The sequence below is a fragment of the Kitasatospora sp. NPDC097691 genome (genome assembly GCF_040302665.1).
GTDB lineage: Bacteria > Actinomycetota > Actinomycetes > Streptomycetales > Streptomycetaceae > Kitasatospora.
Genome location: NZ_JBEORY010000059.1, coordinates 31352 through 47265 on the forward strand (window position 1 = coordinate 31352; position 15914 = coordinate 47265).

The 15914-nt window shown below is 70.6% G+C and carries 6 protein-coding genes; all 6 read right to left on the reverse strand.

Annotation, left to right across the window (positions count from 1 at the left end):
• Nucleotides 1-4: 4 nt before the first annotated feature.
• Nucleotides 5-625, reverse strand: coding sequence for a hypothetical protein (locus ABTY56_RS30930; protein ID WP_350632655.1), 621 nt, complete (start codon nt 623-625; stop codon nt 5-7).
• Nucleotides 625-7503, reverse strand: a complete 6879-nt coding sequence (locus tag ABTY56_RS30935; RefSeq protein ID WP_350632656.1) for an RHS repeat-associated core domain-containing protein — start codon at nt 7501-7503, stop codon at nt 625-627. The genes ABTY56_RS30930 and ABTY56_RS30935 overlap by 1 nt, the downstream gene beginning before the upstream one ends.
• An 86-nt stretch (nt 7504-7589) precedes the next feature.
• Nucleotides 7590-11996 (reverse strand): LamG-like jellyroll fold domain-containing protein, encoded by a 4407-nt coding sequence (locus ABTY56_RS30940; protein WP_350632657.1) that lies wholly within the window; start codon nt 11994-11996, stop codon nt 7590-7592.
• Nucleotides 11997-12068: 72 nt separating this feature from the next.
• A complete protein-coding gene (locus tag ABTY56_RS30945) occupies nt 12069-12245 on the reverse strand; it encodes a hypothetical protein (RefSeq protein ID WP_350632658.1) in 177 nt (58 codons plus the stop codon).
• A 277-nt stretch (nt 12246-12522) separates the two neighbouring features.
• Nucleotides 12523-13515: a hypothetical protein gene (locus ABTY56_RS30950; protein ID WP_350632659.1), complete on the reverse strand. Its 993-nt coding sequence runs from the start codon at nt 13513-13515 to the stop codon at nt 12523-12525.
• Between the two features lie 210 nt (nt 13516-13725).
• Nucleotides 13726-15780 carry a transglycosylase domain-containing protein gene (locus ABTY56_RS30955; protein WP_350632660.1) on the reverse strand — a complete coding sequence of 685 codons (2055 nt, stop codon included), beginning with the start codon at nt 15778-15780 and terminating at the stop codon, nt 13726-13728.
• Nucleotides 15781-15914: the final 134 nt, after the last annotated feature.

Below are 15914 nucleotides of genomic sequence, written 5' to 3' on the forward strand. Positions count from 1 at the left end.
GCGGTCAGCCGCCGTAGTTGGCGGTCAGCCGAGCCGCGTACTCGACCGGGACGGAGCCCCGGAAGACGGGTTCGAGGTAGTCCTCCAGCGCTCCCGACGCGTCGATGAACGGCCCGAACCGGCTGCACCACGCGTGCTTCGCGGCCTGGTCCGGGAATCCCCGGAAAACCGCCACCTCGGGGTCACGTTCGGCCCAGCAGCCCCAACGCCCGGACGGCCCGGTGATGGCGATGACCTCGGCCGAAATGGCGAGCGCGCCCGCGAAGTCGTCGTTCGGTTCGTACTCGATGACGGCCCGGTAGTCGTCTTCGCCGGCCCCCACGGGCAGCGACACCGCCGGATACATTCCGTACTCCGGAAGGTAGTACGTCTCCGTGTCCGGCCTGATCACCAGGAGGTGGATCAGGTCGTCACCGTGCCAACGGGCCATCGCCTGGAGCACGGGCCAGAAGCCCGGCGTGAGGGCGGTGTCGAAATCGCCGAACAGGGTGTCTGCCGGTGCCGTCGGTGCCGTGCGGAAGACCTGGTCGGGAAGGCGCGAGGCGAGGTCGAAGACCCCGTCTGCGTGCCGGCGGACGGCCAGGTACCCAGCACGGTCCAGCAGGGCCGATGGGGGTGGTGTCATCAGTCGTCACCCAGTCTGATCTTGAGGTCCGCGTGCTTGGAACCGGGCTTGTAGTAGTCGGCCGTCCATCCCGGGTAGGAGTCTGCCTTGGGTCGGAGGAAGTACCGAGTCCCGTCCTTGCCCGTGTACATGATGTTGGGACCCTTGTTCTCCTTGACGAAGCCGTTGGCCTCCAAGTTCTTCCCGAACTCGGTCGGGCCGGCGTCGGTCTGCCGGTTCTCGACCGACTTCCCCTTGGTGGTCTTCTTGTACTCAGAGCTGAGCGGGCAGTCGCTGTTGTGGACCAGGACCGGCGTTTGTCCCGCCTGCACGTAGTAGGTGTGCAGACCACGAACAGTGAGATTGTAAGCGGGCTGGACCAGGCGGAAGTGCCGGACCTGCGCCACGGTGACGGCCGTGCCGTCGGTGGTGCGCACGTGGTCGCCTGGGACGAGCTGGGCGACGTACGTCCAGGCGCCCTCGTTGACGCTCCAGAACGGGTGGTGGTCGGTCGCCGTGATCTCACCACGGCCGTCCGCGAGGACGAGCGTGGTGAAGTCGGCGTCGTCCGGGGTCACCATGGTGGCGTCGACCTCGCGGGCGGCCGTCGTCGCGGTCTCGGGGTCGGTGGCGAGGACGACGTCCCCGACCTTCAGCCGGTCGATGGGCCTGGTCGTCCCATCCGCCATCTGAACCTCGACGCCCGCCGGGAAGCTGTCGCAGGACTTGGCGATCTGGTTGCCGGGTGAAGGCTTCTCGGCTGCGAGCGCCTTGGGCTTTGCCGACCTGTTGAACTTGGACAGGCCCTTGCCGAGGGCACCCGCGCCGACGCCTATCTCGCCCGGGCCGAACATGGGGATGTTCTCGAACTGCCAGTTCTTGAGCTTGTCCCAGAGCTCGTCGTAGATCGGCGAGTTCCGGCAGTCCTTGATCACATGGCAGGCGTTCAGCGCCGCCGCCACGTAGTCGTGGGTGTCGGAGTCCGGGTCCTCTCCGAAGCGGTGGTGCTCCTTCTGGAGGATCTTCAGGTTCTTGTTGGTCTCCTTGATCAGCCTGTTGAAGTCGGTCTTGCCGGTGGTGATCTGCACTCCGCCGGGGAGGACCGACTTCACGCTCTTGACGGTGTCGACGACCCAGTCACCGCCGTCGACCGGTATCCAGCGGTCCTCGACCAGCTGGCCCTCGGGGGTACGGCACTGGGCCGTGCCGCCGCAGGTGCCGTCGGGGCGCATGCCGGACGGGTCGCTGAGGGTGAGCGGGTCGTTGTTGCTGTACGTGTAGGCCGCCAGCGACTGCGGGTCGGTGCCGACCAGGATCGGGTCCACGCTGATGAACCGGCCGGTGGCCGGGTCGTAGTCGCGAGCTCCGAGATGGGTGAGGCCGGTGGACTCGTTGGTGCCGCCGAGGAAGCCGCGGGTGCCGGCCCAGGTGGTGGGAGCGGTGCCGCGGGTGCCGCCGAAGGGCAGCGAACGGCGCTGGTCCACGGCGCCGGTGGTGGCGTCGATGCCGACCTCGGCGGTGCCGTGGTGGTCGTTGACCTGGAAGGTCAGTCGGTTGTCGTCGGTGCGGACGGCGGTGGCCGCGCCGAGCGGGTAGTAGCGGGTGGCGGTGGCCTTGGCCGCGCCCTTGACCAGCTTCAGCTCGGTGTTGCCGAGGTAGAGGGTCCAGCTCTCGGCAGCGGGGTCGGCGGTGTCGAGGGTGTGGCCGACGAGGCGGTCGCCCGCGGCGTCGTAGAGGTAGTCGGTGGTCTGGTTGGTGGTCGTGGTGGTGGTGCCGTTGGTGGTCTGGACGGTCGCGGCGAGCCGGCTGAGCCGACCCCCGGGCTCCCAGGTCAGAGCCTGGTCGTTCGACTGCCCGACGGACGGCGACTTGAGGTGCCGACCGGTGGTGTTGCCCGCGTTGTCGTAGTCGTAGCTCTCCACGACCGGAGCGCCGGCCGCGCCGGTGACGGTCGTGGTGGAAGCGAGGCTGTGCGGGCGGGCCGCGCCGGCGGCGGGGTAGGTGTAGGTGGTGGTGGCGTCCTGGCCGGTGTTGCCGGTGGCGTCGTGCCGGGTCTCGGTGGCCCGGGTGCCGTTGGTGTTGTAGGTCCAGCTGGTCCAGTACGGGGCGGGGCCGCCGAGCTGGGTGCCGTTGGGGGCCGAGCAGCTGCCGGTGTTGGGGGTGTAGGCCTCGGTGAGACGGGCCAGGGAGTCGTAGCGGAAGCACTGTCGGTCGGTACCGGAGCGCGAGGTGTCGGTGACCGAGGTGACGTTGCCGGCCTGGTCGTAGGTGTAGGCGGCCGCGCGGGTCGCTCCGGTGACGCCGTACTGGTCGGTGCGGCTCGACTGGAGGCGCTGGGTGCCCCACTCGTAGCCGTTGGTGACGTACACGTCCTTGCCGGCGGTGCCGTTGCTGAGAGTGGACTGCAGCGGCTTACCGGTGAGGCTGTAGGTCTGGTTGGTGAGGTACTGCGTCAGGCCTTCGACGGCGGTGGGCCGACGCAGGGCGTCATAGGTGAACGCCACCGCTTCGGCCGGCAGGTTGCCGGCCGCCGGGAAGGCGGTGGACTTGGTCTGGCCGTCCAGTCGGTAGGTGGAGCCGGTGATGTAGTTCCCGGCGAGGGCCTCCTGGCCGGGAACGGACGGGACGGTGACGGTGGTGCGGGTCGGCCGGGCGAGGGCGTCGAACAGCGCGTAGGTGGTCTTGTACTGGTAGCTGGCGCCACCGACCGTGCTGTAGCGGGTGCTGGAGGACAGCTGGCCCTTGTTGCCGGACGGGTCCCAGGCCTGGGAGATCAGCAGCGGGCCGGTCGGCGAGCCGTCGTGTCTCTCGATCGGCCGGGAGAGGTTGTCGTAGACGGTGGCGACGGTCTTGCCGTTGCCGTCGGTGGTGCTGGTCAGCTCGCCGCGGTCGTTGTAGGAGTTCGTGGTGGTCCCGGAGTCCGGGTAGACCGACTTGGTCTCCCGACCGAGCTGGTCGTACTGCCAGGTCCAGACGCTGCCGGCGGGGCCGGTGAGCCTGGCAAGGTTGCCGGCCGCGTCATAGCCGTAGGTGGTGGAGTCGTAGGCGCCGGTGGGGGTGGCGGACCTGAACTGGCGCAGCTCCACGACCCGGCCGACCGCGTCGATGAGGGTCGTGGTGGGGGTGCCACCGGCAGGCGGGGTGACGGTGACGCGGTCGCCGCCGTACTCGGTGAGCGTGCTGGCGAGCGGGGTGCCGACGCCGTTCCCGGCCAGCGCGGTGGTCTTGACGACCCGTCCGAGGCCGTCGTACTCCGCTGCCGCCTGGGTCTCGACGCCGGTGGTGTCGTCCACGTTGCGCAGCGTGCCGGCGGGTGCGCCGGTGGCGTAGTACGGGGAGTAGGCGAGCACGGTCTGACCACGGTCGTCGTAGAAGGTGTCCGCGATGACGCGGCCGCCGTTGTCGCCCGGGGTCTGACCCTGCCGGAAACGGCCGAGGCCGTCGTAGAGGGTGTAGGAAGTCTGCTGGGACCCGTCCTCGTTGAGGGTCTTGCCGGCGACGGAGACGATCTGGTTGTCGGTGATCGTGTAGGCGTACTCCTGGTCGGGGGTCTGCCCGGTGCCCTTGGAACGGTCGGGCAACCACACCTTCAGGGTGCGGCCGAGCGCGTCGTAGAGGGTGTCGGTGCGGCGGTTGTTGGTGTCGACGGTGTCGACGGCCAGGCCGCGCAGCAGGTCGTAGTCGGTGGTGGTGGTCTGCGTGGTGGTGGCGTCGCCGGCCTTGGCGGGCGGCGTGGTCTCCACCGTCTTGGTGGGCCGGCCGGTGGCCGGGGTGTAGGCGGTCGTGCTGGTCCGGGCGCTCGGCGAGGCCGTGGTGACCGGGTTGGCGGCGCCACTGAGGTCGTAGACCGTGCTGGAGGCCAGCTCGGTGCTGCTCAGCGGACGGCCGTAGCCGTCGTAGGAGGCGGCGTGGTCCAGGTACGTGGCACTGTTTCCGGTGCGGGACTTGAGTGTCTGGATGACGGTGATGTCGCCCTTGGTGGGCGCCGCTCCGAAGCTCTGGCCGTCGAACCGGTAGCGGATGTCCGAGAGCACCGCCGAGGTTCCGTCGGCCCGGGTGTCACGGTTGACGTCGGCGGCGCAGTTCGCCGCGACCACCTCGACGCGGGTGGCGCTCCTGAGGATCCAGGCACCGGTGTTGTCGGCGTACGTGGTGCGGGTGCAGGTGTCGTCGTCGGGGACCGCCACGTCTCCCTGGTTCTCGACCGAGGTGACCCGGCCGTAGCCGTCGCGGGTGTTGTTGGTCCGGGTCTCCCGCCACGTGTTGCCGACGCCCTTGTCGAGCGAGGTGAAGGTACGGGTGACGGCGGTTCCGGTGATGTCGGCGGTGGTGGTGCCCCAGTCCCGGACGCGCTTGGCGGTCTCCTGCTTCCACGGCGTGTTGACGTTCTTGCCGAGGATGACGCCGCCGGGCTTGTCGTACTGCTCGGTGCGGTACTCGTAGCCGGCCCACGCGTTGTCGTCGGTCAGGACGGTGCCCTGGCCGTCGTCGACCGTCACGCCGCGCTTGCTGTTCTTGTCGCCGGGGTTGTTGCGGTCCTGGTCCATGCCGCGCAGGAAGTAGTGGTCGGCCTGCGTCGTCATGCCAGTGACGCCGCCGGTCTCCACGCGGGTGCGGGCATAGCCGCGCCACTGGGACCAGGTCTTGAGCTTGTCCTTGGTCAGACCGTCCTCGTCGTCGTAGTGCCAGGCGGCGTCACCGAGGTAGGTGTAGTGGGTGACCATGTCGGGTGCGCCACCGGTGCGGTCGGTGGCGATGACCGAGTCGACGACGTACTTGTTGAACCACTCGGTGGTCACCGGCACGTCGTCGGACGGCTGGTACATCTGCGGGAAGCAGCGGGTGGTGTTGGACTGCGGGGTGGGCAGGGCGTTCCAGTCGCACGCGGCGGCGGAGTAGTTGACGTCGATCTGGCCGCCGAGCTCGTCGGTGATGGTGCCGAGGCGCTGCTTGATGAACGGCATGCGGCCGTCGCCGACCTTGTCGAGCCGGTTCGCGAGCTGCTTGTAGGCGAGGGTGGTCTTCGGCAGTGCGACGGACGGGGCGGCGGAGGACCCGGTGTGCCTGATCGAGTCCAGCAGCAGCTGGTAGTCGAAGTCAGCCGTACCCCACTTGTGGGTCAGGTCCCAGGTGTCGACGGTGGCGTAGCTGCCGTCGGCCTGGAGGGTCTTGGCCGCGATCTGGGTGAGCCGGGTGCGGGTGAAGAAGGTCGGCGCGTACCTGCCGGTGCAGTCCGTGCCGTCGTTGCAGTTCTGGTCCCACGGGGTGTCGTACCAGTACTGGCGGTTGGCGTCGATCTTCGCCGGGTCGCAGAGCGCGGTGTTGCTCTCCAGGCAGCGCTCGGCGGTGCCGAAATCGACCCGGCCCATCGGCTTGACGGTGGCGGAGTAGACGTCGCCCTGCTGCTGGCCGTACTCGATGTGGTCCAGACGGCCGCCCCGGACGTACGGCGTGCGGTCCGAAGCCTTCAGGTTGCGGCCGTAGTTGTTGGTCTCGGGGGCGTACCAGTAGGTGATGTCGTTGCCGTGGGCGTCGACCACCAGGTCCAGGTTCCACCGCCAGCCCTGCTGGCACCACGAGGACGCGAAGTCGGCGCCGTTGCACGGCTCGCCCGCGTTGTTGCCGTAGACCGGCACCGTGTAGACCGACTTGGTCTCCGGCTTGCCCGCCGACCAGTTCGGCAGGCGGTTGTAGCCGAAGTAGTAGGTGGTGCCGTCGGTGGTGGTGGCGCGGAAGTACTCGCCGTCGTTGTCGCCGTTTCCGCGAGCACCGTCCCGCAGACGCACGACCTTCGTCGCGTCGTCGTTCTTGATCCGCCACTCGTCGCCGGAGACCGGTATCAGCTCACCGGAGTGCCCGGCGAAGCTGATGGTCGCATTGTCCGTCCCCCAGCAGAGGTCGCCCGGGCTGGCCGAGCCGGTCTTGGGCGCGCCGTCGTCCGCACACGCCTTGTAGCTGCGCTCGACGAAGCCCGGCGACAGCTCGAAGCCGTCACCGGCCCAGGAGGCCTGGTTGTTGCTGTTGGCCGTCCGGCCGTCGATCGCACCGGAGTTGTACGACAGGACGACCTTCGGCGTGAGGCCGCCGGGCATCGCGGTCAGCGGCATGTCGTACGACCAGCTGAACGAGCCGCTGTTCAGCGAGGTGGACCACGAGGACGCCGAGGACAGCGGCGTCGCCTTGTAGTCGCCGCTGGGCCCGGCCGTGCCGGCGGTGGCGGCCACCACCATCGCGCCCGACGTGGACTGCAGGCGCATCGACCCGGCCGGGGCCGTGGTCAGCGCGTCCGCGGCGACGGTCTGGTGCTCCGGGTCGTTGCCGCCCGGCAGTGGGGTCTGCACCCGGCACTCGGGCAGGTCGGGCGTGGTCAGCGCGCACTCGGGCAGGCGCACCAGCTTCAGCCGCGCGCCGAAGCCGGAGCCCGCCGCCTGCGCGAAGGACGAGTAGTCGACGGCGAGTCCGCTGTTCTCGTCCGCGCCCGAGACGGTCAGCAGCACGCCGTTGATCCCGGCCCTGATGGCGGCGTCCTGGCCGAGCAGCTCGACCTTCGCCTTGCCCGCCGCGCCCGCGGAGGAGACGGCGACCGGCAGCGTGCCGGCCTTGACCGCCTTGCCCTTCTCGCCGGGGACGTCGACGGTGGCGCTGCCCGCTCCGGGCAGGGCGCCGTGCTTGCCGTCGACCTTGCTGACGGTGGTGTCGCCCTTGCGGCCCTTGGCCTTGGCGTCCGAGCCCTTGACCGGCTTCTCCGGTGAGACCGCGGACGGCTTGCTGTACGGTTCGGCCGCTGCCGCGACGGCGGCCAACGGCAGTGCCGGCAGCAGCGACCCGACCAGCGTGGCCGCGATGACCGCGGACACTCTGGGCCGGGCCGGCCGCAGCACCGACCTCTTCCTGCTCATGGTGGAACGACTCCCTCGGGAGAAGGTGGATAGGACGGACCATGGGCCGGGCGGCAGGTAGCCGCCCGGCCCATGGAGGTTGGGGATCAGACGCCGGTGGCGGTGGCCAGCTCGACGTTGTAGTCGGCGAGCTTGCCGATCTGCGCCGGGCTCAGCACGCCCTGGTACAGCCAGACGTCGTCCAGCTCACCGGAGAAGTACTCGCCCCAGGCGCCGGCCGCCTTGTTCCGGCCGAACTGCACGCCGCCGCCCGCCTCGTAGGGCTGCGGGGCGCCGGTCCAGGAGATGTGCGGACTGCAGCCGGTCGAGCCGTCCGGGCAGCCCTGGTTCTCCACCTGGCCGTTGACGTACAGGGCGAGCCGGTCCGCGAAGGCGTCGTAGCTGACCGCCAGGTGCGTCCAGTTCTCCAGGACGGAGGTGGCCGGGGTGTGTGCGGTCAGGGTGCGCACCGCGCCGTTGGCGTCGGAGTCGCGGACCTCGGCCTGCCACTGGCCGGTGGGCTGTCCGGTGGCGTCCAGGCCCAGGGCGTGCCAGCGCAGGGTGACCGCGCTGTTGCCGGAACCGGCCACCGACAGGACCGTCATGTCCCGGGTCGGGACGCCCGCGGTGTTCGCCCAGCCGGCCAGGGTGAAGCTCTGGCCGGTGTGCAGCGGGGTCGAGGCGGTGGCGGCGTAGCCGGTGGAGCCGTCCAGCAGCAGGGTGCCCGGGGTGGGCAGCACGCCGCCGTCGGCCTTGATCGAGGCGCCGCCGCCGAGCTGGGCACCGGCCTTGGCCGGGCCCTCGTCCGGGGTGACCGCCGGGGTGCCGGTGGTCGAGGAGAGCTTCCAGCGGCCGGCCAGCTGCGGGCGCTGCTGCACCATCGCGGTGGCCTCCGGGCCGGTGACGACGCGGTCGTAGATCCGCACGTCGTCGATGTCGCCGCCGAAGAACTCGGCGTTGACGCCCTCGCGGTTGACCGCGCCGATCTGCAGCGGGCCGGGGTTGGCCCAGGGCGCGTTCTGGGTGTAGTCGGACTCGCCGACCAGGTAGCCGTTGATGTAGAGGCGCAGCTTCTTGGCGGCGGTGTCGGAGACGCCCAGCAGGTGGGTCCACTCGCCGGTGGTGCCGGCGAAGCACGGCACGCCGTTCACCTGGGTGTTCGGGGTGCAGTCGGCCTGCCAGGTGCGCACCAGGGTGTCGGCGGAGGTGTCCTCCTTGTAGCGGCCGAAGATCCAGCGCTTCCAGTAGGGCGAGTAGTACAGCGAGAACTCGTTGTTGTGCTGGCCGATCTGGGTGACCGCCATCTTCGGGTTGGTGTCCCCGGCGGCCGGCGCGGGCAGCTTGACCCAGGTCGAGACGGAGAAGTCCCGGCTGCCGTCCACCTGCGGGCGGGTGCCGCGCAGGTAGTCGTCCACGCCGTCCAGGTGGACCGCCTTGTCGGCGATGCCCGGCCGGCCGAGTGCCACGCCGTTGTTGGCGGTCAGGTTGTCGGTCTCCGTGGTGCCGACCGGCTTGGCGTCGGTGCCGTTCAGGTGCCACACCGCCTTGGCTGGGCGGCCGTTGGCGAGCTGCTTGTCGGCGGCGACGTCGGCGGCCTCGGCCGCGCTCAGGTTGCGGTCCCAGAGCCGGACCTCGTCGACCGAGCCCTTCCACGGGTCGGTCATGTTGCCGTGCCACTTGGAGCGGCCGAACTCCAGCGGGCCGCGCGCGTCCCAGGTGGCGGTGACGGCCACCGGGGTGCCGGGCACGCCGTTGACGTACAGGGTGCTCGTCCTGGCCACCGGGTCGTAGACGCCCGTCAGGTGGGTCCACTGGCCGAGCACCACCGGGGTGTCCGAGCTGGCCACCTCCAGGGTGTAGACGGCGTTGGTGTCCTGGCTGGACGTCCACATCGCCCACTTGCCGTTCATCAGGCCGAGGGCGAAGCGGGCGGCCCAGTTCCCGTTCTCACTGACCGCGACCCGGTTGCGGGTGGTGTCGCCGGTGAGGTTGACCCAGGCGGAGACGGCGAAGCCGCGGGTGGTGTCCAGGACGTTGCCCTGGGTCTCGCCGTAGCCGTTGGGGGTGCCGTCCAGGGCGAGGGCCTCGCCGAGGTGCCCGGGCGCGCCGGGGGTGGCGCCGGAGGCGAGGGTGGCCTCGAAGCTGCCGCCGGTGCCGGTGACGGTGGTGCCGCTCGGGTCGTCCATCGACCAGCCGGTGCGCTGGGTCTGCCCGGAGAGCACGTTGAAGTAGTACGTCTCGGGCTGCGAGGCGTTGCCCGCGCCGTCGATCGCCTTGGCGGAGAGGAAGTGCACTCCGGCGGTCTGCGGTTGGATGCGCACGGTCTGCCCGGCGCCGCCGCTGGTCGCCATCTCGTTCGCCGCGGACGGTGAGGTGTCCAGGCCCCACTGGTACTTGACCACGTCGGTGGCGGCCGACTTGAGGGTGAACAGGCCGTTCCTGCCGACGCCGTCGGTCCACGGCAGCGCCGCGGTGGCGTCCTTGGAGCCCGGGTAGGTGTCCGAGGTGATCGCCGGGCCGTCCGGCGCGGAGGTGTCGACGATGAAGTAGCAGCCCGTCGGGTCGCCGTCGGAGGACCACGGCCCCCACTGCGCGCCGTCCCAGGCGCGGGCCTCCCAGTCGAGCTGGATGTTCTGCGGCAGGCTCGTCGGCAGCGGCCAGGAGAACATCGAGCCGGAGCCCTTGAAGGTGTTGCCCGCCGGGGCGGCGTCCTCCGAACCGGTGGACCACCAGCGGCGGCGCAGGCCGGTGCCGTCGTCCCAGCCGACCGCGAACTGCACGCCGATCGCCTCGCCGTCCGGGTCACTGGCCCGCGCGGTGACCTGCGGCATCTTGTTGATCTTGATGCCCGGGTACTGGCAGACCGAGCCCGGCGACATCGTCATGTCGGCCATCGGGATCTGGTTGGGCCGCAGGTTGTAGTACACCGTCAGGTAGGCGTCGTCGGTGAAGCGCTTCCAGGCGAGGGTGTCGCTCTCGTTCTGGGCCTTCAGGCCGAAGCTGATGGTCGGCCAGCCCCAGTTGGCGGCGTCCTGGACGAGGTTGCGCACCGCGCCGTCCTCGCCGTACTCCAGCCAGCCGCCGGGGCAACTGCCGCTCCAGCCCTTGGCGGTGTTGATGGTCTGCAGGTAGCGGCCCCAGAAGCCGGAGGCGTTCTGGGCGTTCCAGTTCAGGCCCGGGGAGATGTAGCCGGTGTTCCACAGCTCGACGGGCCGGGAGTCGCAGGAGTACGACCAGCTCTCGTAGGTGCCGAAGGTGGCGGCGAGTACCTGCTTGCCGAGGAACGGGTTCGGCATCTGGAAGAACGCCCGCTTCACGTCGGTCGGCGCGCACCGCGAGGTGTCGCCGCAGTAGCCGACGCCCCAGTCGTGGACGTAGTTGCTGTTGTACGTGAAGTGCCAGTACGCCTGGTTCGGGTAGGTGCGCGAGACACCCGCCCAGTCGCCCGCGTGCGGGGTGTTCCACGCCGGGTCGATCATCACCGGGTAGACCGTGTCCGGGGCGTCCAGCATGCCCTGGTCGGGGGACAGCAGCAGGCCGTCTTTGGGCAGTTCGACCTTGAGGCGGGTCATCTTGGCGCCCTCGCCGGGCAGATCGCCGTAGCCCGCGGCGGGGTCGTTCTGACCGACGGCGGGGGCGCTCTGGCCGACGGCGGGGGCGCTCTGGCCGGCCGCGGGGGCGCTCTGCGCGGGCGCGGCGGCGGGGGCCTCGGCCTGCGGGGCGGCCTTGAGCGCCTTCGGGGCGGCGGGGGCGCTCTGCGCCGCGGCGGGCGCGGCCGGCTTGGAGGAGTCCCACATCACCGGGACGGGCGCCTCGAAGACGGTGCCACCGCCGGAGGGGTCCTTGGCCTTGAGGGTGCCGTCCGCCTCCTGACTGAACGTCAGTCCGGTGCCCTGGAGGCCGAGCCGGAGCCGGTCCAGCTCGGGGTTCTTCGCGGCCTCGGCCGTGTGCACCACGATGACCTGGGTGAACCCGGTCTTGGTGGCGGACAGCCGCAGGTCCACGTCCGGCAGGATCGAGGGGTACTCGGCGGTCGCGCCCTTGATCGTCGGCTTGGGCAGCGGCTTCGGCCAGCTGAGCTTCAGTTCCTTGCCGGCTCGGGCCATCGTGACCAGCGGCGCGCTGCCGCCGCCGGAGAACCGCAGGTCGGCGGTGGAGCCCTTGGGGGCGACGGTGCCGCCGGGCAGCGTCTGCAGCGTCGGGTCGAGATCCACCCAGGCGCCGTTCTTGCGCACCCGCTTGGGCTGGACGTAGGTGGTGGTCTTCAGCTTGCCGTCGGGCTGGGCGACGGTGTCACTGGTCTCGCTGCGCTTTGCGAGCACCTCGACCGGCTTGCCCGTGCGCGCGGACTCCCGGACCGCCTGGGTCTCGGCGGTGTCCTGGGCCCCGGCCGCGCCGGGCGGAGGGGCTCCGCCGGGCGCGGCGGCGGCCGGCACCACCGCGGTGGCGGCCAGCGCGACCGCCGCGAGGGCCGCGGCGAGCAGGCTGCCCGACCGTCTTGCTGCTGTTCTCACTGTGCGTGGGCTCCGACTTCCGATATGTGGGCGAAGTTTGGAGCGGATCTTCACGGAAAATTAAAAGCACTGTCAATGGTTCATCAGAAATGAATGAGAACGCACGGCCTGTCGCGACGCGATCGAACCGGGATCAGCACAGGTAAAAGCGGATGAACCACCCCCGGGGGACGTGAGAGAGATCACGCCGGCGAGACGGCTGCGGACGAGGGCATGGACGCTGCCGATCCAGGCGTCGATGCTGGTCATCGGCGGTGTCGAGGATGCGGGCGGCCCACCGCCGGAATCCCGCCCCGTATCCGCCGTCCGGTCCGGCAACTTCACTAATTCCGTCGAGAGTTAATACCCCATCGGACTCATTTGCCCGACGTATCAGAGGACTTGTTCCATGGGTATCCGGCGGAGCCGAAGCACCCGGCATCAATTCCCCGCCGGCGCCGGATCATTCGGTCGACGCCGCCGACGGCGGGTTCACCCTCCCGATGCTGACCAGCGTGCCGAGCGTCCGGCGGATGTGAGGTCCCCGTCAGTCACGCGCCCCCGCCCCGCGCAGGGACACCCCGAAGCGGGTACGGAGCCGGTGCACCTCCCACCAGGCCACCGCGGTGACCGTCGCCGGCCCGCCGACGATCGAACACAGCTGCACCCACAGCGGGCCGGGCGGCAGCCCGCCGATCGCCAGCCCGATCACGGCCAGCTCCCACACCAGCACCACGGTCAGCACGGGCGGGAACACCGCGTGCACCCGGTCCATCGTGAAGGCCGTCCGGACCACCGTCGGCGAGGCGAACGCCACGAACATCAGCACCCAGACCGGCACCGCCAGCGCCAGGATGTCGACCAGCTGGCCGACCAACAGCACCTGCACCGACCCCTGTACCTGCTGGGAGAGCCAGAGCAGCACCGGCACCGCCGTGCACGCGCCCACGTACTGCAGCGCCATCAGCACGGCGGGCCGCACCTGCGCCCGCATCGCGGGCCGCGCGGTCGGCCCGGCCAGCCGGAACAGCACCCCGACCACCACCGGCGCCGTCACCAGCACCAGCCACGGTGTGATCACCAGCCGCAGCTCCCACTGATCGTTGGCCTCGCTCCAGTCGTCCGGCGACCCGTACACCGCCAGCACCGTGAACCCCGCCGCGAGCGCCAGCCACCCCCGGATCCGCTGCACCCGCAGCACCACCCGATCGCCGATCCCCCGCGGCCCGGGCACCACGAACACCCGCCGCGCCAACCGCCGCGCCGACCGCGCCATCGGGTAGAGCCCCAGGAACAACAGGAACGGCCACAGGCAGAACACCACCGGCAGCCACACCCACCCGCCGACCGCCCGTCGCGCGGGCGCCACCAGCTCCCGCAGGGTGGGCCACTCCCCGCCGCCCCGGAACCGCTGCCACAGCGGGACGCCGCGCTGCGGCTGCTGCCCCTGCTGCCACTGCCCCGGGCCCGGCCACTGTCCCCGGCCCTGCCCCTGCCCCTGTCCCGGCCACGAGAAAGGGTTCTGATCCCCGTACGTCACGCCACAGTCCTCACGCGGTCTCTGCCCCCACCGGACACCCAGTCAACTCCGCAGCCCTGCACACTACTGCCGCGCGCCCACACACCGCCCACCCCCTCCCGGCGGACGGCACGACGAAGCCGTCGACCCACCCACCCCGTGGGGCGAGTGGGTCGACGGCGTGCGGACTGCGCCCGTGCTGCGGGCGCGCGGCGCCGGGGCGCGGCCCCGCTACGGCAGCTGGACCGGGGGGAAGGTGCCGGCCCGGGTGCCGTCGAGGGCGCCGTCCATCGCGTCGCGCCAGATCGGGCCGGCCAGGGTACCGCCGAAGGCCTGGTCGATCACCTTGCCGCCGATCTTCTGGCCGTCCAGCGGCTTCGGGTTGTCGGTGTCGCTGACGACGGTGGCGCCGGCCATCTCCGGGGTGTAGCCGACGAACCAGACCTGGCGGCTCTCGTTGGTGGTGCCGGTCTTGCCCGCGCTGTCGCGGCCGGTGAGGCCGGCCATCTTCCCGGTGCCGTCGTCCACGACGCCCTTGAGCATCGCGGTGACGGTGTCCGCGGTGTCGGTGGACATCACGGACGAGCAGTTCGCCTGCGGCACGGCCAGCGGCTTGCCGTCCGGGCCGGTCACCGAGGTGATCGCGGTCGGCGCGCAGTAGGTGCCGTGGGCGGCGAAGGCCGCGTAGACGGCCGCCATCGTCAGCGGGGTCAGGTCGTTGCTGCCGAGCGTCATCGACGGCACCACCTGGAGCTTCTCACCGCCCGCCTGCTGGGTGATGCCGAGCTTGTTGGTCATCTGGGCGACGTTGCAGAGCCCGGTGTCGGCCTCCAGCTTGGCGAAGTAGGTGTTGACCGACTGCGCCATGGCCGTCTTCATGGTGAACTGGCCGGTCAGGGACTGGCTGTCGTTGTGCACCTGCCCGGACGACGGGAACTTCGCGCCCGAGCAGTCCTTCATCGCCGGCCACGGGATGCTGTAGTCGGTGGTGTAGCTCTGGCTCGGCGTGAGGCCGCTCTCCAGGGCCGCCGCCGCGACGATCGGCTTGAACGTCGACCCGGTCGGGAAGCCGAGCCCGCCGCCCATGGCCTTGGTGGCGTTGTAGTTGATCTGGGTCTGGTGCTGCTTGTCGTCGACGCCGTACGGGCGGCTCTGCCCCATCGCGAGGATCTTGCCGGTGCCCGGCTCGACGATGCTCATCGCGGTCGCCGCCTGCTCCCCGGCGTTCACGTGCCCGGTGACCGAGGTGTAGAGCGCCGCCTGCGCCTTGGGGTCGAGCGTGGTGTGGATCTGCAGTCCGCCGCGCTTCCAGACCGCCTGCCGCTCGGCCGCCGTCTTCCCGAACGCCGGGTCGGTGAGCACCACCTTGCGCACGTAGTCGCAGAAGAAGCCCTCGCCCTGCTTGGCCAGGATGCAACCCTGCTGCGGCGCCTGGACGTTCAGCCCCAGCGGGGTCGCGATCGCCTGCTGGGCCTGCTCCTTGGTGATGTGCCCGTACTCGGCCATCTTGCGCAGCACGGTGTCGCGCCGCTCCTTGGCGGCGGTCGGGTTGACCACCGGGTCGTAGTTGGTGGGCGACTGCTCCAGGCCGGCCAGCATCGCGGCCTGCGGCAGGGTGAGGTCCTTGGCGTGCACGCCGAAGTAGCGCCGCGCTGCCGCCTCGACGCCGTAGGCCTTCTCCCCGAAGAAGGTGATGTTCAGGTAGTTGGTGAGGATCTGGTCCTTGCTCAGGGTCTCCTCGAGCTTGATCGCGTACTTCAGCTCCTGGATCTTGCGGCCGATGGTCTGCCGCTGCGCCTCCTGGACCTTCGCCGGGTCGTCGCCCGCCTCGTCGACGAAGACGTTCTTCACGTACTGCTGGGTCAGGGTCGACGCGCCCTGCGCGGTGGTGCCCGAGGAGGCGTTCTTGTCCACGGCGCGCAGCACCCCCTTGAGGTCGATCGCGCCGTGCTCGTAGAAGCGGTTGTCCTCGATGTCCACCAGCGCGGTCTTCACCAGGGGGGATATCTGGTCCCCCGGGACCACGGTGCGGTCACGGTCGTACACGGTGGCGATCGTGCCGCCCTGGGCGTCGAGGATCGTCGAGGCCTGCGACAGCGCGGGCGTCTTGAAGTCGTCGGGCAGGTTCTCGAAGTCGTCCGCGGCCGACTGGGCCCCCAACCCGGCCGCCGCCACCGCCGGCAGGGCGATCCCGGCCGCCACCACACCCGCGACCACACTGATCCCGATCAGCCGCAACCCGTGCCCGAACTTCCGCATACCTCTCCCCGCCCGCTTCTCTGCCATGAGGAGGACCCTACGTGCACGTCATGAGGAACTCGTAAGGGATCCGGCACCGCTCTGTCACAGCTCTGCGACAGACCCGCCGGGCCCGTTTGGCGTCGGTGAGGCCCGGCCCGGCAGCGCGCCCGGTACCGGTC